This window comes from Streptomyces sp. WM6372 (assembly GCF_001279655.1).
In the GTDB taxonomy this organism is placed as follows: domain Bacteria; phylum Actinomycetota; class Actinomycetes; order Streptomycetales; family Streptomycetaceae; genus Streptomyces.
In genome coordinates this window covers 1-21,663 of record NZ_LGDB01000254.1, presented here as the reverse complement: position 1 = coordinate 21,663, position 21,663 = coordinate 1, and the positions used below count along the sequence as shown (strand labels likewise).

Sequence of the window (21,663 nt, the reverse complement as noted above, 5' to 3'; positions counted from 1 at the left end):
CCGCCTCCGCCCCCGCCTCCGCCTCCGCGGCAGCCTCCGCCGCGCCGCTGAAGCCCGGCGAGGTACGGGTCGGTGGCGCGGTCGGCAAGCCCTACACCCTCACCCTCGCCGACCTGCGCAAGCTGCCCCAGAGCTCGGCGCCGGTCACGTTCACCAGCGCCAAGGGGGATCAGGAGCACACGTACGCGGGCGTGCCCCTGTACGAGGTGCTGAAGACGGCGGAGCCGCGCTTCGACCAGAGCAAGAAGAACGGCCAGCTGCGCGGGGTGGTCGCCGCGACCGGGGGCGGTGACTACCGCGCCGTGTTCGCCTGGGCCGAACTCGACCCCGGGTTCGCCAAGAGCCAGGTCCTGCTCGCGGTCTCCGAGGACGGCGTGCCGTTCGACGACGCGGCCGGACCGCGGCTGGTCGTACCGCAGGACACCAAGGGCGGCCGGTACGTGTCCGAGCTGAACCAGCTGTGGGTCGGGGTCGTCGACCCGGTGGTCGACGGGGCGAAGTGACGGTGGGGGCCGACGGGCCGGGCGAGACCGGTGGCAGCCGTCCCGGGGTCGCCCGCCGGGCCCTGCTGGGGGCCGGGGGGCTCGCCGCCCTGGCCGCGGGCGGCGCCGTGCTGACGACGTCCGGGGCCGGCGGCCGGGCCGGGGAGCGGCGGCCGGACGCCGTCATCCCCTTCCACGGCCCGCACCAGGCCGGGATCCTGACCAGGCGTCAGCCGTACGCGCACCTCGCCGCCCTCGACCTCGGACCCGACACGGACCGGGCCCGGGCGGCCGCCCTGCTGCGCGCCTGGACCGGTGCGGCGGCCCGGATGAGCGGCGGCGAGCCGCCGGCCGGTGCCGAGGGCGACACCGGCGTCGCCCTCGGCGCCGGGCCCGCCTCGCTCACCGCCACCTTCGGATTCGGGGCGGGCCTCTTCGACCGGCTCGGACTCGCCGCGGCCCGGCCGCAGGCCCTCGCCCCACTGCCCGCCTTCAACGACGACCGGCTCGATCCGGCCCGCTCCGGCGGCGACCTGTTCGTGCAGATCGGCGCCGACGACCCGTTCGTCGCCGTGCACGCCCTGCGCACCCTCCAGCGGCTGGCCCGGGGCGCGGCCCGGACCCGCTGGGTCATGTCCGGCTTCACCCGACCGCCCGGAGCCGCGGCGTCCGCAGCCGGGTCCGGTACCCACCGGAACCTGATGGGCCAGCTCGACGGCACCGCCAACCCGGCCCCGGCCGAGGACCCCGCCCAGCGGGCCCTGGTCCTGGTCTCCGGCCCGGACGCGCCCGCCTGGCTGGCCGGGGGCTCGTACGTGGTCGTCCGCCGGATCCGGATGCTCCTCGACACCTGGGAGGGGCTGCCCGTCCACCACCGCGAGGAGGCCGTGGGGCGGCGCGTGGCCGACGGGGCCCCGCTGACCGGCGGCACCGAGCGCACCCCGGTCGACCTGGACGCCGCGCGGCCGGACGGGATCCCCGTCATCGCGACCAACGCCCACATCCGGCTGGCCGCGCCGCGCAGCAACGCGGGCGCGACGATGCTCAGGCGCGGATGGTCGTACTACGACGGCCTGCGCCCCGACGGCACGCCGGACGCGGGGCTGCTCTTCGTCGCCTGGCAGGCGGATCCGCGTACGGGCTTCGTCCCCGTCCAGCGGCGGCTGGCCCGGGGCGACGCCCTCGCGCGGTACACCGAGCACGAGGCGTCGGCGCTGTTCGCCGTACCGGGCGGGGCCGCGCCGGGGGAGTACGTCGGGCAGCGGCTCCTCGAAGGCTGAGGACCGGCGCCCCGGGGCCCGTTGTCAGTGGTGGCTGTGAAGCTGGGCGCATGGACGACAGGATGCTCAGGCGCCGGGTCTACGGCGCCGACCACGACGACCCCGACCCCGGCCCGCGCCCCGGCCACGTCTACGGCGAACTCGTGGGCGGCCCGCTGGACGGGCTCCTCCTGGACATCACGGACTGGAGCCCGCGCCGGCTCGCCGAAGAGGCCCGGCTCCCCACCGAGATAGGGCGCTACGGAGCCGGCGGCCGCGCCCACTACCGCCGCCGCGCGGGCGATCCGGACCACTGGGACTGGTCGGGCGACAGCCGCTGATCCGGGCGGCGCCGATCCGGGCGGCGCCGATCAGGGTGGTCGCGGAACGTCAGCCGGTGACTCCGGCGGCTCCGGCGCCCCGGCTCACCTTCCGGGCCCACAGGACCAGCGGGATCTGGAGCGGCAGCCGGGCGAGCGTCGCGGCCCGCAGGGCGGGGGAACGGTGGCCCGCGTCGACGGCCATCTTCACGTTCGCGGGGAACACCCCGACGAAGAACGCCGCCGCGGCCAGCGCCGCCACCCGGCGGGTCCGCGGATGGGCGACACCGGCGGCCAGCGCCAGCTCGGCCGCGCCGCTCGCGTACGTCCACTGGCGGGCGGTGCCGGGCAGGGCGCTGGGGACGGTCGCGTCGAACTGCCTCGGCGCGAGCGCGTGCGCGACGCCCGCGGTCGCCAGCAGACCGGCGAGGAGGAGGGGGGAAGAAGGAGTGCGCGGCATCGGAAGGTCCTCTCGGAGGGGCCGGAGCCCGCGATCCTACTCGCGGGTAGGGCTTTTCGGCCTGGAAGATTCTTTTTGAAGAAATCTCCGGGGAGCTGTCGATCCGGGCGTCTCCCGTTCGACGAAGCAGTGAGAGGCGGGGAAAGCCCCCGTCCGTCCGACCGAGGAGTCACCATGCCGCGCTTCCTTTCCCTGATCCGCATCGACGAGCAGGCCCTTCCCGCCAACACCGAGTTCCCGCCGGAGTTCGGGGAGCGCATGGGCGCGCTGATGGAGGAGATCACCAAGGCCGGGGTCATGCTCGACACCGCCGGGCTGCTCCCCACCGCCGAGGGGACCCGGGTGACCTGGTCCGGCGGCAAGCTGAGCTACACCGACGGGCCCTTCACCGAGACCAAGGAGGTCGTCGGCGGCTACGCCATCCTCCAGGCCAAGGACAAGGCCGAGGCGCTGGAGTGGACCAAGCGGTTCCTGGAGATCCACCCCGAGGAGTGGACGGTCGGTGCCGAGCTGCGCCAGATCGACGGGAGCTGACCGCGCCACGACCTCACCACGGCCGCACCACGGCGGCGCCACTGCGGCGCCACTGCGGCCGCGCCCTGTTCTTCGCGCCGCGCCGCGTTTGCCCTGCCTCGTCACGGCTGCTCTGATGGGTGGCCGTGACGGCAGTGAGCGCGACCCAGGCGGTCGAAACGGTGTTCCGGATCGAGTCGGCGCGGATCATCGCCGGTGTCGCGCGCATCGTGCGCGACGTGGGCATCGCCGAGGAGATCGCCCAGGACGCGCTGGTCGCCGCCCTGGAGCAGTGGCCGGAGTCGGGTGTCCCGGACAAGCCGGGCGCCTGGCTCATGGCCACCGCCAAACACCGCGCGATCGACCTCGTGCGCCGCAAGGAGACCTACGCCCGCAAGCTCGCCGAGGTCGGCCGGACCCTGGAGGACGTCGTACCGCCGCCCGCCGAGCCGGCGGCCCCGGACGACATCGACGACGACCTGCTGCGGCTGATCTTCACCGCCTGCCATCCCGTCCTGGCCACCGAGGCCCGGATCGCGCTCACCCTGCGGCTGATGGGCGGGCTGACCACCCAGGAGATCGCCCGCGCCTTCCTCACCTCGGAGCCCACCGTCGCCCAGCGCATCGTCCGGGCGAAGCGGGCCCTGGCCAAGGCGGGGGTGCCCTTCGAGGTCCCGTACGGAGCCGACCGCGAGGAGCGGCTCGCCTCGGTCCTGGAGGTCATCTACCTGATCTTCAACGAGGGCTACTCGGCGACCGCCGGCGACGACCTCGTCCGCCCCGCCCTGTGCGAGGACGCCCTCCGGCTGGCCCGGGTACTGGCCGGTCTGATGCCCAAGGAGCCCGAAGTGCACGGGCTGGCGGCGCTGCTGGAGTTCCAGGCCTCCCGGATCGCCGCCCGTACGGGCCCCGACGGCGAGCCGGTGCTGCTCGCCGACCAGAACCGGTCCAAGTGGAACCGGCTGCTGATCCGCCGGGGCGCCCTGGCCATGCGGCACGCGGGGAGCGGTCCGTACTCCGTGCAGGCCGCGATCGCCGGCTGCCACGCGGAGGCCGTGCGGTACGAGGACACGGACTGGGCGACGATCGCCACCCTCTACGGGCGGCTCGTCGAGCTGGTCCCGTCACCGGTCGTCGAACTCAACCGGGCGGTCGCCGTCTCGATGGCCGAGGGCCCGGAAGCCGCGCTTCCGCTGGTCGACGCCCTGGCCGGGGAGCCGGCCCTGCGCTCCTACCACCTGCTGCCGAGCGTACGGGGCGACCTGCTGGAGCGGCTGGGCCGCGGGGAAGAGGCACGGGCGGAGTTCGAACGCGCCGCCTCGCTCACCCACAACGCACGGGAACGGGAGCTGCTGCTGGGGCGTGCCGCCCGCGCATGAACACGGGCGGCCGGCGGCGTCAGGAGCGGTGGGTGTACGGGGTGTACGGGGCCGTGCCGTTCGGGAGCGCGGCCGCGCCGAGCGGGGCACCCGCGCCGAGCGGGGCGCCGACGGGGCGGCGCGGCGCGGTCAGCGCGATCGGGCGGCGGAACGAGCCGTGCCGGGCGATCTCCCGGACCGTCGCGCGCAGCGCCTCCTGGAAGTCCTCCATGGTGCGGCGCGCGGCGGCGGTGTCCACGTAGAGCGAGTTCATGTGCAGGCCGTCCGTGTCCCGCTGGAACCAGGAGCAGGCGCCGTTGGCCCGCGCCGACCACACGTGCGAGGTCGGCCGCCAGTCCTCGTGCCGCTCGGCGCCGGGACACTTGCGGGCGTCGATGTACGAGAAGAAGTTCACCGGGTACGGCCACGAGCGGGCGGCGAACTCGGCGGGTGCCAGCAGCTGCCAGGCCCGTACGAACGGCACGTCGATGTGCTCCATCATCGCGCCGAACCCGGCCCGGACCCCCGCGATGACCTGGGCGAAGTCCCGGCCGGGCGAGGCGTCGAACTCGATGGGCAGGGTGTTGACGAACCAGCCCACCGAGTTCGCCCAGGCGCCCCGGCCGCGCTCGCTGAGCGGCATGAAGCCCCGGTACACGCCCGGCCCGCCGGCCTCGCGCAGACAGACCGCGACGGCGGCGAGGACCCCCATGAACGGCTTGCCGTCCACGGCCCGGCAGGCCTTCTCGAACACCTCGGCCTCGGCGGCGTCCAGCAGCGTCGAGGCCTCGTTGACGATCGGGTACATCCGGTCCGGTTCCACGCCGAGTTCGAGCGGGAACCGGGGGAAGAACTCGCCGCCGCCGCGCGCCATGAACGACTTCCAGTAGCCGAGGCGCTCGTCGTCGGCGTCGATGGAGAGGTAGCGGCGGCGCTGCTCCTCGGCGAAGTCGAGGTAGCTCGGCGCGGGCGGCAGATCGATTTCCTCGCCGCGGCACAGCGCCTCGTACGCGTTCTGCACCTCGTGGACGACGATCGGCATCGACAGGCCGTCGCAGACGATGTGGTCGAAGGCCAGGTAGACGGTCGCGGAGTCCTCGCGCAGGACGGCGCCCATGGTGAACAGCGGCCAGGAGAGGGTGTCGATGCTGCGCGTGAACCGCTCGGCGAGGAACCCGCGCAGGGCCTCGGCGGAGTCGAAGGCGGCCACGGGCGCGGTGTCGAGGGCGAGTTCGCCGGCCGGGATCGGCTCGCACGCCAACTCACCCGCGAGGCGCCGGAATTCGCACCGCAGCACCTCGTGCCGGCGTACGAAGGCCAGCAGGGCCCGGGTCAGGGCCCGCTCGTCGAGCGCGCCCGCGACCTCGAAGGTGACCGCGACCCAGGACGCTACGGGGTCGTCGGCGCCGCGGCTCTCCTCGGCGACGGTGAAGTGCTTGTCCTGGTTGAACGAAGCCCTCCTGCCCGCCGTGTCGTCCGGCGCACCGCCCGTGCCGCCCGTGCCGCCGGTGTCCGCCGGCGCCCCGGCCGTGGACCGCAACCGCCACTCGACGACCCGTCCCGGTGCCATCTGGTGCATCTCCAGAGGAAACTGCCGCATTCCGTCATCCCTTCGCCCCCAGAGTCAACCCCGAGCCCCTAACGACACCCGCCCCACGGAAGTGACGCCCACCAGTTCGCTCACCGCTCGCCCCCGACCCGCGGACCGGCCGCGAGCAGCCCCGCCATCACGCCGACCGGCAGCGCGGGATTGGCGGCCGCAGCCCCCGCCACCTCGGGATCGGCGTCCGCGAGCAGGCCGAGAAGGACCGCCGGGGCCAGCGCGGGGTGCCGGGCGGCGAGCGGACGGGCCCGCTCGTCGGCGAGGCAGGGCAGCAGCGCCGCGGCCGTCGCACGCGGGTGCCCGGCGATGGCGCGGTAGGCCCGCCGCACCGGAGGATCGTGCCGGGCCAGGTCCTCCAGCAGGCCGGGCGGGGCGTCCGGGTTGGCCGCCACCCGCGCGAGGACGTGTACGCCGTGCCGTTCGACCACGGCGCGCAGCAGCTCCTCGGACAGACCCGGATGCGGGGCGATGGCCCTGACCACCGACGCATCCGGGTCGGCGGCGAGGGCGTCGCGCAACTCCGGTGCCAGGTCGTGGCGTTCGGCCACGAGCCGGCGTACGCGCGCATCCGCCGACGCGGCCGCCGCGGCGAGTTCGGCGGGCGATGCGGTGGCGATCCGGGGGAGCAGGACCGGCCCGATCCGGATCGTCCCGGCCAGGTGCGCGAGCACGTCGAGCGGCACCCGCGGGTTACGGGCCAGGTCGCCCGCGACGCCGTCCGCGCGGCCGGCCGCGAGGGTGCGGATCAGGGGTTCGCCGATCGCCGGATTGCCGGCCACCTCCGAGCGCACCCCCGGTATCGGGTCCGCGGCGAGCCGTGCGTACAACTCCTGCGGGAGGTCGGCCCGTTCGGCCAGCGCCCAGCGGATCAGCGGGGACGGATGGCCGGCGAGGGAGGCCGCGGCCGCCACCGGTGTGGCCGGGTTCCGCGCGGCCTGCTGCAAGGTTTCGTGCACGGTCGACTCGTGACCGCCCGCGCAGGCGGCTCCGCCGCGCAGCTCGCAGTCCGTCCGGGGACAGTAGGGATCGTGCGCGAACGGGATCTCCTCGCGGTCGCAGACCAGGCACGAGCGCGCCGGGGCGGATCCCTCGCCGGTGATCAGCGCGGCCAGCGCGGCGGGCGGGGTCGCCTCGTTGGCCGCGGCCCCTCTGCGCACCTCGGCGTGCGGATGCGCGGCGAGCCGGGCGGCCAGCGACGGCTCGGTCGTCCACAGGGCCAGCTCCGCGACCACCCCGACCTCCGGATCGTCGGCCAGGGTGTCGAGCACGTCGAGCGGCAGACCGGGCCGGGAGGTCAGGGCCTCGCGGATCCTGCGGTCCGGATGGGCCGCCAGCAGCCGGGCGTACGCGGGCGTGCCGGCGCCCTCGTCCAGCAGGGCCAGGGCCACCGAGGGCCGGTCGGCCGGGTGCGCATCGGCGGCGGTCAGCAGGCCCGCGTGGGCGAGGCGGACCGCGGCGTGTTCGTCGAGCGCGGCCAGGGCGGCCACCTGGGCGGGCCCGAGGTCGGCGCGCTCGCTCAGCGCTTCGGCGAGTCCCGGGTCCGAGCCCGCACGCTCGATCAGCCGGTCGAGCAGCTCCGCGGGCAGCGCCGGGTTGGCCGCGAGGCCGGGGAGGAGGTGGGGGGTCATCGGTTCGCCGCCTCGGCCAGGGCCGCGGTCAGGGCTTCGGCGTGCGGGTGGGGACGGCGGCGGTGGGGGGTGACCACACCGATGTGCCGGGCGGGGCGCGGCGGTTCGACCCGGACGTGGACGACCGAGGCCTCCGGGGCCAGCGACACGTGCGGGATCAGCGCGACGCCGACGCCCGCGGCGACCAGGGTCTGCGCGAAGAAGTAGTCGGTGGTGGAGGCCGCCACCCGCAGGTCGAAGCCCGCGAGTCCCGCGTACCGGCGCAGATAGGCCTCCGTCTTCAGACAGCCCAGCACCCAGCGGTCGGCGGCGAGTTCGGCCAGGGCGAGCGAGTCCCGGCCGGCGAGCCGGTGCTCGGGCGGCAGGGCCAGCCACAGCGGATCGTCCATCAGGGGTGTCCAGTCCAGCCCACCCCGCAGGGGCAGCGGACCGTCGAAGTGGTAGGCAAGGGCGAGGTCGGCCCCGCCCCCGCGCACCATGGGCACCGCGGCCTCGGGTTCGGCCTCCCGTACGGTCAGCTCCACATCCGGATGCGCCGCCACGAACCCGGCCAGGGCGGCGGGCAGCAGCCGCCGGCCGCCGCTGGTGAACGTGGCCACCGTCAGCCGGGGCCGGTCCGCCGTCAGCCGGTCGATCTCGTGGCGGACCTGGTCTAGCTCGGCGGAGATCGTCTCCGCCGCCTCCACCAGCAGCCGCCCCGGCTCGGTCAGGGTGACCCCGCGGGTGCTGCGCACCGCCACCGGGTGGCCCAGGCTCCGCTCCAGGGAGGCGATGTGCTGCGAAACGGCCGACGGGGTCAGCAGCAGCGCCCGGGCCGCCTTGTTGAAGCTGCCGTGCTCGGAGACGGCCCGCAGGATCCGCAGCCGCTGCACATCGATCATCAGTTTTCCTTCATACCCGTTCAGCAGGTGATCGGTTCCGCTGGTGACGATACAGCGGCACAGTCGAACCCATGCAGAAGATTCTCGTGATCGGCGGAAGCCGGTACTTCGGAAAGCACCTGGTCAGCCTCCTGCGCGACGCGGGCGACGAGGTCACCGTCCTCAACCGCGGCTCCGCCGACCCGCCGCCCGGAGTCGGCCGTCTCGTCGCCGACCGCGACGACGAACGGCGGCTGCTCGCCGCCCTGGCCGGGCGCACCTTCGACACCGTCGTCGACCAGGTCTGCTACACGCCGCACCAGGCCGCCGTCGCCCGCCGGGTCTTCGCCGGCCGGACCGAGCGGTACGTGATGACCTCGACGATGGAGGTCTACGATCCGGCGCCGCCCACCCCCGAGGCCCGCGCCTACGCCGAGGGGAAGCGCCGGGCCGAGGCCGTGCTCGGGGGTGCGGGCGAAGGCGGCAGCCCGTTCGGCTTCACCGCCGTGAGGACCGCGCACGTGCTCGGCGGCGGACCGCAGGAGTTCACCGGGCGCCTCGCGCACTACGTCGGGCGGATCGCCGCCGGAACCCCGGTGGACGTCCACGCGGCCCCGTACGCCACCTCGTTCGTCCACCACCACGAGATCGCGCGGTTCCTCCAGTGGACGGCCGGGCAGAGCTTCACCGGCGCCGTCGACGCCGCCTCCCACGGGGCGCTGGACGTCCTCGGGCTGTGCGCGCTGGTCGCCGAGCGGATCGGCCGCCCCGCGCGCCTGCGGACCGTCGAACCGGGCGCCCCCGCCTCGCCGTTCTCCTTCGACCGCGCCTACGCCCTCGACAACAGCCGGGCCACGGGCCTGGGTTACTCCTTCGGCCGGGTCGCCGACTGGCTGCCCGGGGCGATCGGCGAAGCGGCCGACGCGCTCGCGCCCTGAGCCGTCAGCCCTCGCCCGTGCGGCGCTCCAGGGGAGTGGCTACCGCCGAGTTGCTCACACTGAAGGTGACGCTGCCGGGCCGGTAGCGGTCGTCGGTCCACTCGATCGGGCGACCCGTGGCGGTGGCCGAGACATGTCGCTGGCGCAGCAGCGGGCTCCCGCGCCGGATCTCCAGCAGCCGCGCGTCCTCGCTCCCGGCCGGAAGGGCGTCGATGAGGTGCTCGCCGTAGTGGGCGACGATTCCCGAGTCGTTCGCGAGGCTGTCCATCACCGAGCGGACGTCGTCCGGCAGCGCCTCGACGGCGGCCGCGACCCAGTCGGCGTACGCGGTCCGCTCCACCATGGTGGGCTCCCCGTCGAGCAGCCGCAGCCGGACCACGGCCAGGACCACCGTGTCCGGCGCGAGCGCGAGCCGCTCCGCCTCCTCGGCGGTGGCCGGCCTGCGGACCCGGGAGAGGAAGCGGCTGGTGACTTCCTGGCCGAGCCCCTCGGCCCACTGGGCGAAGCTGTTCAACTCGCCGAAGCTGTGCCGCCGCTCGTGGCGCAGGACGATCCTGCGGGCGCCCTGCCGGGAGCCGATCAGCCCCTCCGCGGCGAGCGTGGCCACCGCCTGGCGGACGGTTCCGCGCGAGGCGGACCAGCGGGCGGCCAGATCGCTCTCCGAGGGCAGCTGGGCGCCCACCGCGTACTCGCCGGAGAGGATCGCCGTGCGCAGCGCGTCGGCGATCTCCAGATACCGGATCGTGCCCATTGCGTACTCCGCCCCCAAACTGTCGGCCTCGCCGTCGACCGTATCCCGATGTACCCGCCAACCTAGGGGTTGAAGATCATTAAACGCCTCCTGTCACGGCTGCTTTCGGTCATTCTCGTCTCTTCGTCGAGCCGTGCCCCGCGGTCCAGCCCCCGTTCATCTTCCGTATAGCGAGGCCGGGCGAACTGGAGCCAACTTGTTCAGACAAGTCGACCCCCGTCAGGAACCCGTCTCCGGGAGAGACCGTGCTCAGTTCCTCCGCCCGCCGTAGTGCAGCCGTACTGCTCAGCGCCGCCGTCCTCACCACGCTCAGCGCGTGTGGCGCCGCTCCCGACAAGGCCGCCGGTACCGCCGGCGACGGCAAGTCCAAGGTCCAGCCGGGCGCCGCCGCCTCGGCCGCCGACCTCGGCGGCATGGACGCCCTCGTCGCGGCCGCCCAGAAGGAAGGCCAGCTCAACGTCATCGCGCTGCCGCCGGACTGGGCGAACTACGGCGAGATCATCAAGGCCTTCGAGGCCAAGTACAAGATCAAGGTCAACAGCGAGAACCCGGACGCCTCCAGCGCCGACGAGATCGCCGCCGTGAAGTCCCGCAAGGGTCAGAAGCGCGCCCCCGACGTCATGGACCTCGGCATCGCCTTCGCGCGCAGCGGCGCCGCCGAGAACCTGTTCGCCCCGTACAAGGTCACCGCCTGGGACAAGATCCCGGCCGGCCAGAAGGACGCCGACGCCCGCTGGTACAACGACTACGGCGGCTACGTCTCCATCGGCTGCGACGCGGCGAAGATCCCGAACTGCCCGACGACCTTCGCGGACCTGCTGAAGCCCGAGTACAAGGGCAAGGTCGCCCTCAACGGCAACCCGACGAAGTCCGGCTCCGCCTTCGGCGGCGTCTACGCGGCCGCCCTCGCCAACAAGGGCTCCTTCGCCGACATCCAGCCCGGCATCGACTTCTTCGGCCAGCTGCGCAAGAACGGCAACTTCATCCCGGTCGAGTCCACCCCGGCCACCGTCGAGAAGGGCGAGACGCCCATCTCCATCGACTGGGACTACCTGAACGCCGGCTACGCCGAGCAGTTCAAGGGCAAGGGCGTCGACTGGAAGGTCGCCGTCCCCACCGACGGCGTCTACGCCCAGTACTACTCGCAGGCCGTCAACAAGGAGGCCCCGAACCCGGCGGCCGCCCGCCTGTGGATGGAGTTCCTGTACAGCGCCGACGGCCAGAACCTCTACCTCAAGGGCCACGCCCGCGCGGTCCTGCTCCCGGTCATGACCCAGGACGGCACCGTCGACAAGGACGCCGCCGCCAAGCTCCCGCAGATCCAGGGCACCCCGGCCTTCCCCGCCTCCGCGGAACTGGACAAGGCCAAGGCCACCCTCGCCGAGAAGTGGGACAAGGCCCTCTCCTGATGTCCCCCTCCACCCCCACCTCCCACCCGGAGGGGACCGCCGGCGGCAGCACCACCAGCCGCCGCCGGCGGCGCGGCCCGCGCACCTGGCTGGCCGCCCTCCCGCTCCTCGCCTTCACCGGGCTCTGCTTCGGCATCCCGCTCGGCGCCATCGCGTTCGGCGCGGTCACCCGCACCGACCCGTCGACCGGCGCCACCCGGCTGACCGGCGAGCACCTCTCGCGCTCGCTCCAGGGCCCGTACCTCGACTCGCTCATCGGCAGCGTCCAGCTCTCCGCCCTCACCGCGGCCGTGGGCGGCGTGCTCGGGGTCCTGATCGCGCAGGCCGTGGTCACCTCCCGGTCGCAGGCCCTGCGCAGCGCCGCGCTGACCGCGTCCGGCGTCCTCGCCAACTTCGGCGGCGTGCCGCTCGCGTTCGCGTTCATCGCCACCGTCGGCATCTCCGGGGTCGTCACCCAGCTCGCCGACCTCACCGGATTCGGCTGGAACCTGTACTCCTTCACCGGCCTGACCGTGGTCTACCTGTACTTCCTGATCCCTCTCATGGTGCTCGTGATCGCCCCCGCGCTGGACGGACTGCGCCCCCAGTGGCGCGAAGCCGCCCAGAACAACGGGGCCACCGGATGGCAGTTCTGGCGCCACGTCGGACTGCCGGTCCTGGCGCCCTCCCTGCTCGGCGGGTTCGTACTGCTCTTCGGTACCGCCTTCGCCGCGCACGCCACGGCCGCGGCCCTGGTCGGCGGCTCCGTACCGCTGGTCACGCTCAAGATCGCCGACGCGCTGTCCGGCAACGTGCTGACCGGACAGGAGAACGTGGCGCTCGCCCTCGGCCTCGACATGATCCTGATCGCCGGCCTCGTCATGGCGGTCTACCTGCCCCTCCAGCGACGGAGCGCCCGATGGCTGCGATGACCCCGACGCCCGCACCGACCGCCCCGGACACCGGGGACACCACCCCGGACGCCGGGGCGGCCCCGGCCGGATCCACGGCGAAGACCCGTGCCCCGCGCCGCCGCCCCCGTCCCCGGATCTGGCGCGGAGCCGTACTCCTGCTGGCGGGCGCGTACTTCCTCGTCCCGCTCCTGGCCTCCTTCGTCTTCACCGTGCACGTGCCCGGCCAGGGCATCAGCTTCGAGGCGTACACCCAGCTCCTCGCCGCCGACGGGTTCACCGAGAGCATGCTGCTCTCCCTCGGCCTGGCCGCCGCCACCATCGCGACCTCGCTGCTGCTCGCCGTGCCCGCGCTGGTCGCCGTACGCCTCGGCTCGCCGCGGCTGCGCCCGGTCGTGGAGGTGATGTGCATGCTGCCGCTGGTGGTCCCGCCGATCGCACTGGTCACCGGGATCACCACCGTGCTGCGCTGGGGCCCCGACCACCTGTCGCGGACACCGCTCTACCAGACCTTCCTGGCCGTGCAGAACGAGCAGTTCCCCGTCGTCCTGGTCCTCGCCTACACCGTGCTGGCGCTGCCGTTCGTCTACCGCTCGCTCGACGCGGGCCTGCGCGCCATCGACGTGCCGACGCTGGTCGAGGCCGCCCGCAGCTGCGGCGCGAGCTGGCCGTACGTGGTCCTGCGCGTCCTCCTGCCCAACCTGCGGGCCTCGCTCGCCGGAGCCGCCTTCCTCACCCTGGCACTGGTCCTCGGCGAGTTCACCATCGCCTCCCTGCTGGGCTTCCGGCCCTTCGCCGTGTGGATCGTCACGATCTCCGGCGCCCACGCCCGGATGTCGGTCGCCGTCTCCATCCTCAGCCTCCTCATCACCTGGCTGCTGCTGCTCCTCCTCTCGCGGGCCGGGACCAACCCCGCCACGGTCTCCTCCGCCCCCCGTACGTCCCCCACCTCCCGCAAGGAGTCCTGACCTCCATGTCCACCACCCTTCCCGCGGCCAGGAAGCCCGAGGGCTCCGATGACCGCGCCGACTCCGCGCCGGGCGCCCGCGTCGAATTCCGCGGCCTGCGGCGGGCGTTCGGCTCGACCGTCGCCCTCGACGGGCTCGACCTGACCATCGAGCCGGGCGAACTCGTCGCCCTGCTCGGCCCGTCGGGCTGCGGAAAGACCACCGCGCTGCGCGTGGTCGCGGGCTTCGAGCAGCCCGACTCCGGTGAAGTCCTGGTCGACGGCGAGGACATCACCCGCGTACCGGCCAACCGGCGCGACGCCGGGATGGTCTTCCAGTCGTACAGCCTCTTCCCGAACCTCAGCGCCCGCGACAACGTGGCCTTCGGACTGCGCGTACGCAAGGTCGGCGCGGCCCAGCGCCGCGAGCGCGCCGCCGAACTCCTCGACCTGGTCGGCCTGCCCGACCACGGCGACCGCTACCCGCACCAGATGTCCGGCGGCCAGCAGCAGCGCGTGGCCCTCGCCCGCGCCCTGGCACTGCGCCCCCGCGTCCTGCTGCTCGACGAACCGCTCTCCGCGCTCGACGCCAAGGTACGGGCCAACCTGCGCGACGAGATCCGCCGGCTCCAGCTCTCCCTCGGCATCACCACCGTGTTCGTCACGCACGACCAGGAAGAGGCGCTGTCGATGGCCGACCGGGTCGCCGTCCTGAACGCCGGCCGCCTGGAGCAGTGCGCCGCCCCCGCCGAGCTGTACGAGCGCCCCGCGACGCCGTTCGTCGCCGAGTTCGTCGGCACCATGAACCGGCTGCCCGGCCGGATCACCGACTCCGGCCTCGTGGAGGTGGCCGGCACCCGGCTGCCCGTCGACGGCCCGGTCCCGACGGCGACACGGGAGGTGGAGGTGCTGGTCCGGCCCGAGAACGTCACCGCGACCGCCGACCCCGAGGGCTCGGCCACCGTGGTCTCCGCCTCCTTCTTCGGCGCGGTGACCCGGCTCCACCTCGACCTGCCCGGCGGCACCTCCGTCAAGGCGGACCTGCCCTCGCGGGACGCGGGAGAGCTGGCGCCGGGCGCGCGGGCCGCCGTCGGCCTGGCCGAGCGCCCGGTCCTCGTCGTGGCCCGGACCGCGTGACCGGCCTCGCCGCCGTCCTCTTCGACATGGACGGCACCCTGGTCGACACCGAAGTGCTGTGGTGGCGCACCACCGAGCAGGTCGCGCGGGGCCTCGGCCACCAACTCACCGGCGCGGACGCCCCCGAGGTCGTCGGGCGCGCCGTCGATGACACCGCCGCCCACCTCGTACGGGTCTCGGGAGGGGGAGACCCGTCCGAGGTGGCGCGGGCGCTGACCGCGGACTTCTTCGGCCGGGTGGAGGCCGGGGCGCCGATGCGGCCCGGCGCCCAGCGGCTGCTGACCGCGCTCGAAGCGGAGGGCGTGCCCTTCGCCCTCGTCAGCGCCTCGCCGCGGCTGGTCGTCGACTCGGTCGTCGGCGGATCACTGGCCCACGTCCCGTTCGCGTTCACGCTGTCCGCCGACGACACGGACCGGACCAAGCCGCACCCCGACCCGTACCGCAGCGCCGCCGAGCGGCTCGGCGCCGACGTACGGGACTGCGTGGCGGTGGAGGACTCGCCGGACGGCGCGGCCTCCGCGGAGGCCGCCGGCTGCCGGGTCCTGGTGGTGCCTTCGCTGCTGGAGGTGCCGGCCTCGCCCGTACGCACCTTCGCGCGGTCCCTGGAGGACGTCACTCCGCGGTCGCTGCGGAGCTGCCTCGGCGCCGCCGGGGGCGTTCCGCCTCAGGAGCCCAGGCCGAGCAGCTCCACGACGCCGTCCACGTAGGCGGCCGTCGGGGAGCCCGGAACGGCGGCCGCCGCCCGGCGCAGCGAGGGCAGGCCGGCGCGGACGAATGCCGCGCACTGCCCGTACAGCCCGGCCTCGTGCGAGGACCCGTCGTCCTCGGTGCCGAGCAGGGACAGCAGGGTCCACAGCAGCGCCTCGCGGGTGGCCAGCCGAGGCGGGCCCGCCGACCAGACGGCCATCACCACCCCGCACACCGCGGGAGCGGGCGGGTGCAGGCGGCCGGACAGGAACGCGTGGCCCTCCAGGGCGCGGTAGGCGGCCGGATGTCCCTCGGCCGCCGCCCACAGGGTGTCCACGAGATGCCCCGCGCCGCGGCCGCAGCCGCAGGTGACCGCCTCCCAGTCGTGCCGGCCGATCTCGGCCCCCACCGCGTCGGGCACCAGGGGGCTGGTGCGCGGCGTGCTGTCCGTCCCTCTCATGCGAGCAGTATGGGCATCGGGAACCGGCCTGACCAGGGGGTTCCGCCAGTCGGAACGGGCCTGTGACCAGGGCCCGGCGCGGGGCCGGGAGCGGGGCCGGGAGCGGGGGCCGGAGCGGGGTCCGGAGCGGGGGTCCGGACAAACGCTCGGACCCCCGCCCGGTTCCGGCCGGGGTCCGTTGGCCGGAACCGGATCAAGGAGGCCTTCGTCTGAGACCCCGTGTGGATGAAACGAAGAATTGCGGCCCTGCTGCTGGCCCTGCTCGCGACCCAGCTGGGATCCCTGATCAGCCCGGCGTACGCATGTGGTTGCGGGGCGATGATCCCCGAGGGCTACGCCCGGATCGGCGTCGAACGCGAGACCTCCGTCGTGCGCTTCGACGGCCGTACGGAACAGATCGTGATGCGGTTCGTCGTCCGCGGGGACGCCCCGCGGGCGGCCTGGATCATGCCGGTGCCGGGGCGGGCGACGGTGGAGCTGGGCGACGGGGAGATGTTCCGCCAGCTGACCTGGCTGACCCGGCCCGAGTTCAAGACCCGCAGCTACTTCTGGCCGCGCGACCAGGACTGGCCGTTCTCCTCCACCACCGGCGACTCCGTGGGAGCCGCACTGCCCGGCGCGGCCCCCTCGGTCGGCGTCGTCGGCCGCGAGCAGCTCGGCGACTTCGACGTCGCGCGCCTCACCGCGACCGACCCCGACGCGCTGCGCAACTGGCTGGAGACCAACGGCTTCAAGCTGCCCGACGGGCTCGCCGCCGAGCTGAAGCCGTACGTCGACCAGAAGTGGGAGTACGTCGCCGTACGCCTCGCCCCCCGCCAGCAGGGCAAGACCCTCACCGGCACCCTCGACCCGCTGAAGATCCGCTTCGACAGCGACCGGCTGGTCTACCCGATGCGGCTCTCCCGGCTGGCCAAGACCCCGCAGTCGCTCGGCCTGTACGTCCTGGCCGACCACCGGATGGAGCCCGCCTCCGCGATCGGCGGCGCCGAGCCGAAGGTCACCTTCGCCGGCGAGGTCACCCCGGAGGGCGGCCTCGCCGCACTGACCGGCGGCAAGCCGGCCTTCCTCACGGCGATCGACCAGGAGTTCCCGGAGCCGGGCCGCATCAGCGCAGACCACGAACTGCGCGCCACGGCCGCCGACACCCCCTACCGCAAGGTGATCTACCACGGAGAACTGCTCACCGTCGGCGGGATACCGGCCTGGCTGCTGACCGTCGCCGCCGTCCTCGTCGCCCTCGCGGCGGCCGCGTTCACGCTGCGCCGCCGCAGGACCCGTACCGCGAGCGCCTGACGCCGCCCGCTCGCCCGCCCGTACGCGGCGGCGCGCCTGAGCACGCGCCGCGCAGACGACGCGGCCGCGGCCCGGGATCATCGGGATCCCGGGCCGCGGCCGCGCCCGGCCGGTCAGACCGGCCGGGGCGGCTGGGTCTTCCAGAACGCGCACTGGTGGTCCGACCCGAACGAGGTACTCGTCCGCGTCGCCGCCGGATTGAGGGTGAGGACCGTGGCCCCGGATCCGGCCGGCGGCCATGCCGTCTGCCCCGGAACCACGGGGGTTCCGTAGCGCGCGAACGCACCCCAGTAGCGCTTCATCCGTGTCGCGAGCCCCACCTGATCCGCCGTCAGCGGGCGTTCGCCCATCGTGAAGTCGTGCAGGTACGCCAGCTCCGCGCTGTGCGCGTTCGACATGTCCAGGCCCGGCACCTGCGCCCCGTACAGCGTCGGCGAGTCCGGGTCGTCGAACTCGTAGACGTACGTGGGTACCTGGGCCGCGAACAGCTGCGCCGTCCACGCCGTCTGACACGCGAACGTCGAGTCCGTCGTGACCGCCGACAGCGCCAGGTACGGCGACCCGTACGCCGACACCGGGTACCGGGCGAGCACCTCCGGCCCCGCGGCCCCGTACCCCGCCAGGACCTGCGCCGTGTACTGCTCCTGCGTCAGGTACGGCTGCGTCAGCGCCACGAACAGGCGCGCCTCGGAGCGGGTGCTCCCGATCATCACCGGCACCTTGTTCCAGTTCCCGCTCCCGATGGCCGTCGCCGGATCGACCGGCAGCAGCCCGTCACCGGAGGCCGGACCCGAGGTGGGCACCGTACGGGCCGCCTCGACCAGCGCCGCCCCGGAAGCCCCGCGCAGGCACGCGGCCGGTGCGGCCGGATCCGTACAGCCGGCCGCCGCGGCGAAGGCCCGCGCCTGCGACTCGGCGCGCGCGCCGTCCGGCGTACCGAGCAGCGTGCACGGCCCGCTCTGCAGCACGGCCCGGTGGAACAGCCCGGCCGCCGACGGCGCCGCGAGCAGCGCGCAGACGGAACCGCTGCCCGCCGACTGCCCGGAGACCGTGACGTTCCCGGGGTTGCCGCCGAACGCGGCGATGTTCTCCCGGGTCCAGCGCAGGGCCGCCATCTGGTCCATCAGACCGAAGGAGCCCGAGTGCTGGGCGTTCTGGCCGACTATTTCGGGCAGCCCGAGGTAACCCAGCTGCCCCAGACGGTAGTTGATGCTGACGACGACACTGCCGGTGAGATCGGCCATGGTGCGGCCGCCGAACTGCGTACCCGTGCCCTGGCTGTACGCACCCCCGTGCACCCATACGATCACCGGCAGCCGGGCTCCGGCCCGGGCCGTACGGGGCCGGTACACGTCGAGGTACAGGCAGTCCTCGCTGACGGCCTGCGGATCGCGCAGTCCGAACGGCGAGAACTGCAGGCAGGCCGGGGCCTGTTGGACCGCCTCGCGGACCCCGGTCCAGCGGCGCGGCGCCTGCGGCGGGCGCAGCCGGGCATCCCCCACCGGGGGAGCGGCATAGGGGACACCGAGGAACTCCTGGGCGCCGTCATGGTCTTGCCCGCGCAGCACTCCCTGCGCGACGGTGGCCTGCGGGCGCGGAGATCCGCCGGTCGAAGCCCTCGGCGCCGCCGCGGCGGGGAGCGCCGAGGTGAGCAGGGCCGCCACCGCGCAGGCGGCGGCGAGCAGCGACCGTGCCGTGTCCGCAAGCGGCCGACTCACGGGCGGATCCCCGCGAGCAGGGCCGCGGTGGTGGCGAACTCGGCCGGTCCGGTGTTCCAGTCGGCGTTCATCGGGCTGATGGCGATCTTGCCGGCGCTCACCGCCTCCACATCACCGCCCTTGGCGGCCGGCTGCGGGCGGAACTGTACGTTCACCTTCCAGGTGCCGTCCCCGGAGTCGGTGAAGTCCGGCTGGAGCGGGGCCTGCGGGTCCTGGAAGGTCGCGGCCACACCGACGGCGGTGCCCGTGCCGTCCGCGCCGACGACCGGGTGGTTGACGTTCAGGCCGACGCCCTTGGGCAGCAGCGGTCCGGACTTCGCCCGGGTGCGCAGGCGGTCGATCAGCTTGACCGCGAAGTCCATGGTGGGGCCCATCGCGTTGATCGTGGCGGTCGGGTCGGGCACCGCCAGGCCGCCGGTGCTCAGCGCGATGGCCGGGACGCCGCTCTCGAGGGCGGCGACGGCGCCGCCGACCGTACCGGAGTGGGTGGCCAGACCGGCGACGTTCGGGCCGAAGTTGGTGCCGGAGACCACCAGGTCGGGGGCGTGGCCCTCGAAGACCTCGGAGAGGCCGAAGAGCACGGCGTCACCGGGGGTGCCGTCGACGGCCCACACCTTCGGCTCGGGGTGCTTCACCGCGATGGTGGGGGCGCTCATCATCTTCGTGCCCGTGCCGCTCTGGTTGGTGAGCGGGGCGACGATGGTGACGTCGTACCCGGCGGCGGTCAGCCGCTCGAACGCCTTGCGGATGCCGGGCGCGTTGTACCCGTCGTCGTTCGTGAGCAGGATGCGCAGCGGGGCCGCGGGAGTTGCCGCAGGTCGCGCGGGCTCGGGCGCGGTCAGCGGGGAGGCGACCGCGGGGGCCGTACCCGCGAGGGCGGCCGTGCACAGGATGAGCACGGCCGGCGGCAGGACTCGCTTGCGTCTCACAGGGGACTCCTTGAAAAGGGAGGGAAGGAGGCGAAAGTGCGCTGAGGTGCGGTGAGGGTGTGGGGTGGGGACCGGCGGGCGCACGACCCTCGGCATGCGCCCGCCGGAGTTCGGGGGCCGGGCCGCCGGTGCGTGCGGGAAGCGGCGGCCCGGCGGTGATCAGCGCACGCTGCGGATCGGGAGGATGGCGAGTGCGCCGATCAGCGAGAGGGCTCCGCCGACGAGGAAGAGCGGGGTGTAGCCGCCGAGGGCCGTCACGACGGCCGAGGCGACGAACGGGGCGATGATCTGCGGCCCGGCGTTCGCGATGTTCAGGACGCCCATGTCGCGGGCGGCGTCCTCGGCCCGGGGGAGGACCAGCGTGACGAGCGCGGTGTCGACGGCCATGAAGCAGCCGAACGCGAGCCCGTTGAGCGCGCTGAAGACGAGCATGCCGGTCCAGGTGGGGCTGATCACGGGGATCACCATGACGAGCCCGGCGAGGGCGGCCGAGACGCCCACGAACACCTTGCGGCGGTCCCACCGGTCGGACAGCATCCCGCCCACCACGGTCGAGACGGCCATCGCGATCATCGACACGGGGGTCAGCACCGCCATCGCGGCGGCCGGGGTCAGCCCGGCGGGCAGGCTGATGTGGTCGTCCAGGATGTACAGCTGGTAGCCGACGACGGAGAAGTACCCGAGGACCATCAGGGCCCGGCCGATGAACGCCCACCGGAAGTCGTGGTTGGCCAACGCGGAGAGGAACGCGGCCAGTTGGGCCTTCTTCGAGACGGCGGCCGGGGCGGGCCCGGTGCGCGGTACGTCCCGGCACAGGGTGGTGAGCAGCAGCGCGGAGGCGGCGACGACCGCACCGAAGACCAGGTACCCGGTGCGCAGGTGCTCCGCGGTCGCGGAGGCGATCAGCACGCCGGCCGTGCCGCCGATCGGCAGGCCCAGCCCGACCAGCGCGGACGCGGTGCCGCGCCGGGCGACGGGCACCCGGTCGGGGACGATCGCGGTGACCGCCGCCTGGTAGACGTTCATGGTCGCCTGTACGAGGCACCAGCCGATGCCGACGAGCAGCGCGGTGGTCGCGTAGCCGAGGAAGGCCAGGGCGGCGAGCGCGGCGAAGGCGCCGCCGAGGATCCAGGGGTTGCGACGGCCGCTGCGGTCGGAGAGGGCGCCGGCGATCGGGTTGAACGCGGTCGCGAAGACCGCGCTGATCCCGCCGATCACACCGAGTACGGCGACCTTGTTGTCGGGGTCGATATCCGCGATCTGGGTGGGCAGCAGCACCGATCCGACGCCCATGTAGACCGCCAGGAGGGCGGAGTTCGCGACCAGCAGCAGGGGCAGGAGCGCGCGCTGGCGGGGAGGTTCCGGATCCGCCTGGGCGGGCGGGTCGATGAGTTCGTTCTGGGCCATGACGACTCCTCGGGGGACGGAGCGAGAAGGGGTGCGGAGGTGCGGCGCGGGGGAGAGGGGCGCAACCTGCGGCTTCGACGGGTGTGGCGGCGCCCGGAGGTGGCCCGACAGGCGATGACGATTCACGTGATGTTGTTACACGTGTCACCTTCGGCGCTTGGACACTGTGTAGCACCCAATCCGGGGCCCCGCTAGAGGTTGAGGCCAGGCGGTGTGCGGATCGTGATCGATGGACGGGCGATGCTGCGAGGACGTGTAACTACCTCCTCAAGCCACTGAGCAGGGAGATTGTGTCTGGAATCCCTCTTGCGCTTGTGGCGGCGGTCACGAATCCGCAATACTCCGTGCCGCGCGGCGACGGCTCCCGCGGCCGCTCGCCGGAAGAGTCCGCGGCCGATCACCGGAAGAGTCCGCGGCCGGCCTGCCCGGTATCCCCGGCCCACGGCCCACGGCCCACGGCGTGCCCGGTATCCCGGGCGTCCCGGCTGCACGGCCCCCGGCGTGCCCGGTATCCCGGGCGTCCCGGGCGTACGGCCCCGGTGAGCCCGGTATCCCGGGCGTCTCCGGCGTCTCCGGCGTCTCGAGTGTCCCCGGCCCGCGGCCCCACCCCCACCC

Annotated in this window: 21 protein-coding genes; 12 read left to right on the top strand and 9 right to left on the bottom strand. The window is 74.0% G+C overall.

From position 1 onward, the window contains the following. The 3 genes from ADK52_RS38760 to ADK52_RS38750 all read left to right on the top strand — a co-directional run. Positions 1 to 503 (top strand): molybdopterin-dependent oxidoreductase (locus tag ADK52_RS38760; RefSeq protein WP_053694555.1); only part of this gene is annotated, 503 nt, incomplete at its 5' end. After that, the gene (locus ADK52_RS38755; RefSeq protein ID WP_234344437.1) at positions 500 to 1,762 is read left to right on the top strand and encodes a Dyp-type peroxidase; all 1,263 of its coding nucleotides are present in this window, start codon (positions 500 to 502) and stop codon (positions 1,760 to 1,762) included. The genes ADK52_RS38760 and ADK52_RS38755, both read left to right, overlap by 4 nt. Positions 1,763 to 1,812: 50 nt before the next feature. Continuing rightward, entirely contained in the window at positions 1,813 to 2,082 is a 270-nt protein-coding gene (locus tag ADK52_RS38750; protein ID WP_053694553.1) for a hypothetical protein, read from the top strand. A gap of 49 nt (positions 2,083 to 2,131) precedes the next feature. Here the strand turns inward: ADK52_RS38750 and ADK52_RS38745 are convergent, their stop codons facing one another. Beyond that, positions 2,132 to 2,521 (bottom strand): hypothetical protein, encoded by a 390-nt coding sequence (locus tag ADK52_RS38745; RefSeq protein ID WP_053694552.1) that lies wholly within the window; start codon positions 2,519 to 2,521, stop codon positions 2,132 to 2,134. Between the two features lie 174 nt (positions 2,522 to 2,695). On the opposite strand from ADK52_RS38745, the gene ADK52_RS38740 reads away from it, so the two are divergent. Then, on the top strand, positions 2,696 to 3,055 hold the full coding sequence (locus ADK52_RS38740) for a YciI family protein (RefSeq protein WP_030157954.1): 360 nt from the start codon (positions 2,696 to 2,698) through the stop codon (positions 3,053 to 3,055). 134 nt (positions 3,056 to 3,189) lie between these two features. Next, positions 3,190 to 4,413, top strand: a complete 1,224-nt coding sequence (locus tag ADK52_RS38735; RefSeq protein WP_053694551.1) for an RNA polymerase sigma factor — start codon at positions 3,190 to 3,192, stop codon at positions 4,411 to 4,413. 19 nt (positions 4,414 to 4,432) lie between these two features. Here ADK52_RS38735 and ADK52_RS38730 read toward each other — a convergent pair whose 3' ends face one another. The 3 genes from ADK52_RS38730 to ADK52_RS38720 all read right to left on the bottom strand — a co-directional run bounded on the left by ADK52_RS38730 (position 4,433) and on the right by ADK52_RS38720 (position 8,504). Next, positions 4,433 to 5,992, bottom strand: a complete 1,560-nt coding sequence (locus tag ADK52_RS38730) for a condensation domain-containing protein (protein ID WP_078988948.1) — start codon at positions 5,990 to 5,992, stop codon at positions 4,433 to 4,435. A gap of 80 nt (positions 5,993 to 6,072) precedes the next feature. Then, entirely contained in the window at positions 6,073 to 7,623 is a 1,551-nt protein-coding gene (locus tag ADK52_RS38725; protein ID WP_053694550.1) for a hypothetical protein, read from the bottom strand. Continuing rightward, on the bottom strand, positions 7,620 to 8,504 hold the full coding sequence (locus tag ADK52_RS38720; RefSeq protein ID WP_078988947.1) for a LysR family transcriptional regulator: 885 nt from the start codon (positions 8,502 to 8,504) through the stop codon (positions 7,620 to 7,622). Before ADK52_RS38720 ends, ADK52_RS38725 begins: the two co-directional genes overlap by 4 nt. 71 nt (positions 8,505 to 8,575) lie before the next feature. Here ADK52_RS38720 and ADK52_RS38715 point away from each other — a divergent pair, with 71 nt between their 5' ends. Continuing rightward, complete coding sequence (locus tag ADK52_RS38715; RefSeq protein ID WP_053694549.1) at positions 8,576 to 9,421, top strand: NAD-dependent epimerase/dehydratase family protein; 846 nt, start codon at positions 8,576 to 8,578, stop codon at positions 9,419 to 9,421. 4 nt (positions 9,422 to 9,425) lie between these two features. Here the strand turns inward: ADK52_RS38715 and ADK52_RS38710 are convergent, their stop codons facing one another. Next, positions 9,426 to 10,172: a GntR family transcriptional regulator gene (locus ADK52_RS38710; RefSeq protein WP_053694548.1), complete on the bottom strand. Its 747-nt coding sequence runs from the start codon at positions 10,170 to 10,172 to the stop codon at positions 9,426 to 9,428. A 245-nt stretch (positions 10,173 to 10,417) separates the two neighbouring features. On the opposite strand from ADK52_RS38710, the gene ADK52_RS38705 reads away from it, so the two are divergent. The 5 genes from ADK52_RS38705 to ADK52_RS38685 are packed head-to-tail and all read left to right on the top strand — an operon-like array spanning position 10,418 to position 15,261. Continuing rightward, complete coding sequence (locus ADK52_RS38705; protein WP_053694547.1) at positions 10,418 to 11,581, top strand: extracellular solute-binding protein; 1,164 nt, start codon at positions 10,418 to 10,420, stop codon at positions 11,579 to 11,581. Beyond that, positions 11,581 to 12,492: an ABC transporter permease gene (locus tag ADK52_RS38700; protein WP_053694546.1), complete on the top strand. Its 912-nt coding sequence runs from the start codon at positions 11,581 to 11,583 to the stop codon at positions 12,490 to 12,492. Before ADK52_RS38705 ends, ADK52_RS38700 begins: the two co-directional genes overlap by 1 nt. Beyond that, positions 12,480 to 13,439, top strand: coding sequence for an ABC transporter permease (locus tag ADK52_RS38695; RefSeq protein ID WP_078988946.1), 960 nt, complete (start codon positions 12,480 to 12,482; stop codon positions 13,437 to 13,439). Before ADK52_RS38700 ends, ADK52_RS38695 begins: the two co-directional genes overlap by 13 nt. A gap of 5 nt (positions 13,440 to 13,444) precedes the next feature. Beyond that, positions 13,445 to 14,554 (top strand): ABC transporter ATP-binding protein, encoded by a 1,110-nt coding sequence (locus tag ADK52_RS38690; RefSeq protein ID WP_053694545.1) that lies wholly within the window; start codon positions 13,445 to 13,447, stop codon positions 14,552 to 14,554. Beyond that, positions 14,551 to 15,261, top strand: a complete 711-nt coding sequence (locus tag ADK52_RS38685) for an HAD family hydrolase (protein WP_267887326.1) — start codon at positions 14,551 to 14,553, stop codon at positions 15,259 to 15,261. Before ADK52_RS38690 ends, ADK52_RS38685 begins: the two co-directional genes overlap by 4 nt. On the opposite strand, the gene ADK52_RS38680 is transcribed toward ADK52_RS38685, so the two are convergent. Continuing rightward, a complete protein-coding gene (locus ADK52_RS38680; RefSeq protein ID WP_147420069.1) occupies positions 15,219 to 15,701 on the bottom strand; it encodes a hypothetical protein in 483 nt (160 codons plus the stop codon). The two genes, ADK52_RS38685 and ADK52_RS38680, sit on opposite strands and share 43 nt — an antisense overlap. A gap of 225 nt (positions 15,702 to 15,926) precedes the next feature. Between ADK52_RS38680 and ADK52_RS38675 the strand changes: the two genes are divergently transcribed. Beyond that, complete coding sequence (locus ADK52_RS38675; protein WP_053694543.1) at positions 15,927 to 16,994, top strand: DUF2330 domain-containing protein; 1,068 nt, start codon at positions 15,927 to 15,929, stop codon at positions 16,992 to 16,994. A 113-nt stretch (positions 16,995 to 17,107) separates the two neighbouring features. Here ADK52_RS38675 and ADK52_RS38670 read toward each other — a convergent pair whose 3' ends face one another. The 3 genes from ADK52_RS38670 to ADK52_RS38660 all read right to left on the bottom strand — a co-directional run bounded on the left by ADK52_RS38670 (position 17,108) and on the right by ADK52_RS38660 (position 21,048). Continuing rightward, positions 17,108 to 18,712: a carboxylesterase/lipase family protein gene (locus ADK52_RS38670; protein ID WP_053694542.1), complete on the bottom strand. Its 1,605-nt coding sequence runs from the start codon at positions 18,710 to 18,712 to the stop codon at positions 17,108 to 17,110. Next, positions 18,709 to 19,641 carry a 5'/3'-nucleotidase SurE gene (gene surE, locus ADK52_RS38665; protein ID WP_053694541.1) on the bottom strand — a complete coding sequence of 311 codons (933 nt, stop codon included), beginning with the start codon at positions 19,639 to 19,641 and terminating at the stop codon, positions 18,709 to 18,711. Before surE ends, ADK52_RS38670 begins: the two co-directional genes overlap by 4 nt. A gap of 159 nt (positions 19,642 to 19,800) precedes the next feature. Further along, positions 19,801 to 21,048 (bottom strand): MFS transporter, encoded by a 1,248-nt coding sequence (locus ADK52_RS38660; protein ID WP_053694540.1) that lies wholly within the window; start codon positions 21,046 to 21,048, stop codon positions 19,801 to 19,803. Between the last annotated feature and the right edge of the window lie 615 nt (positions 21,049 to 21,663).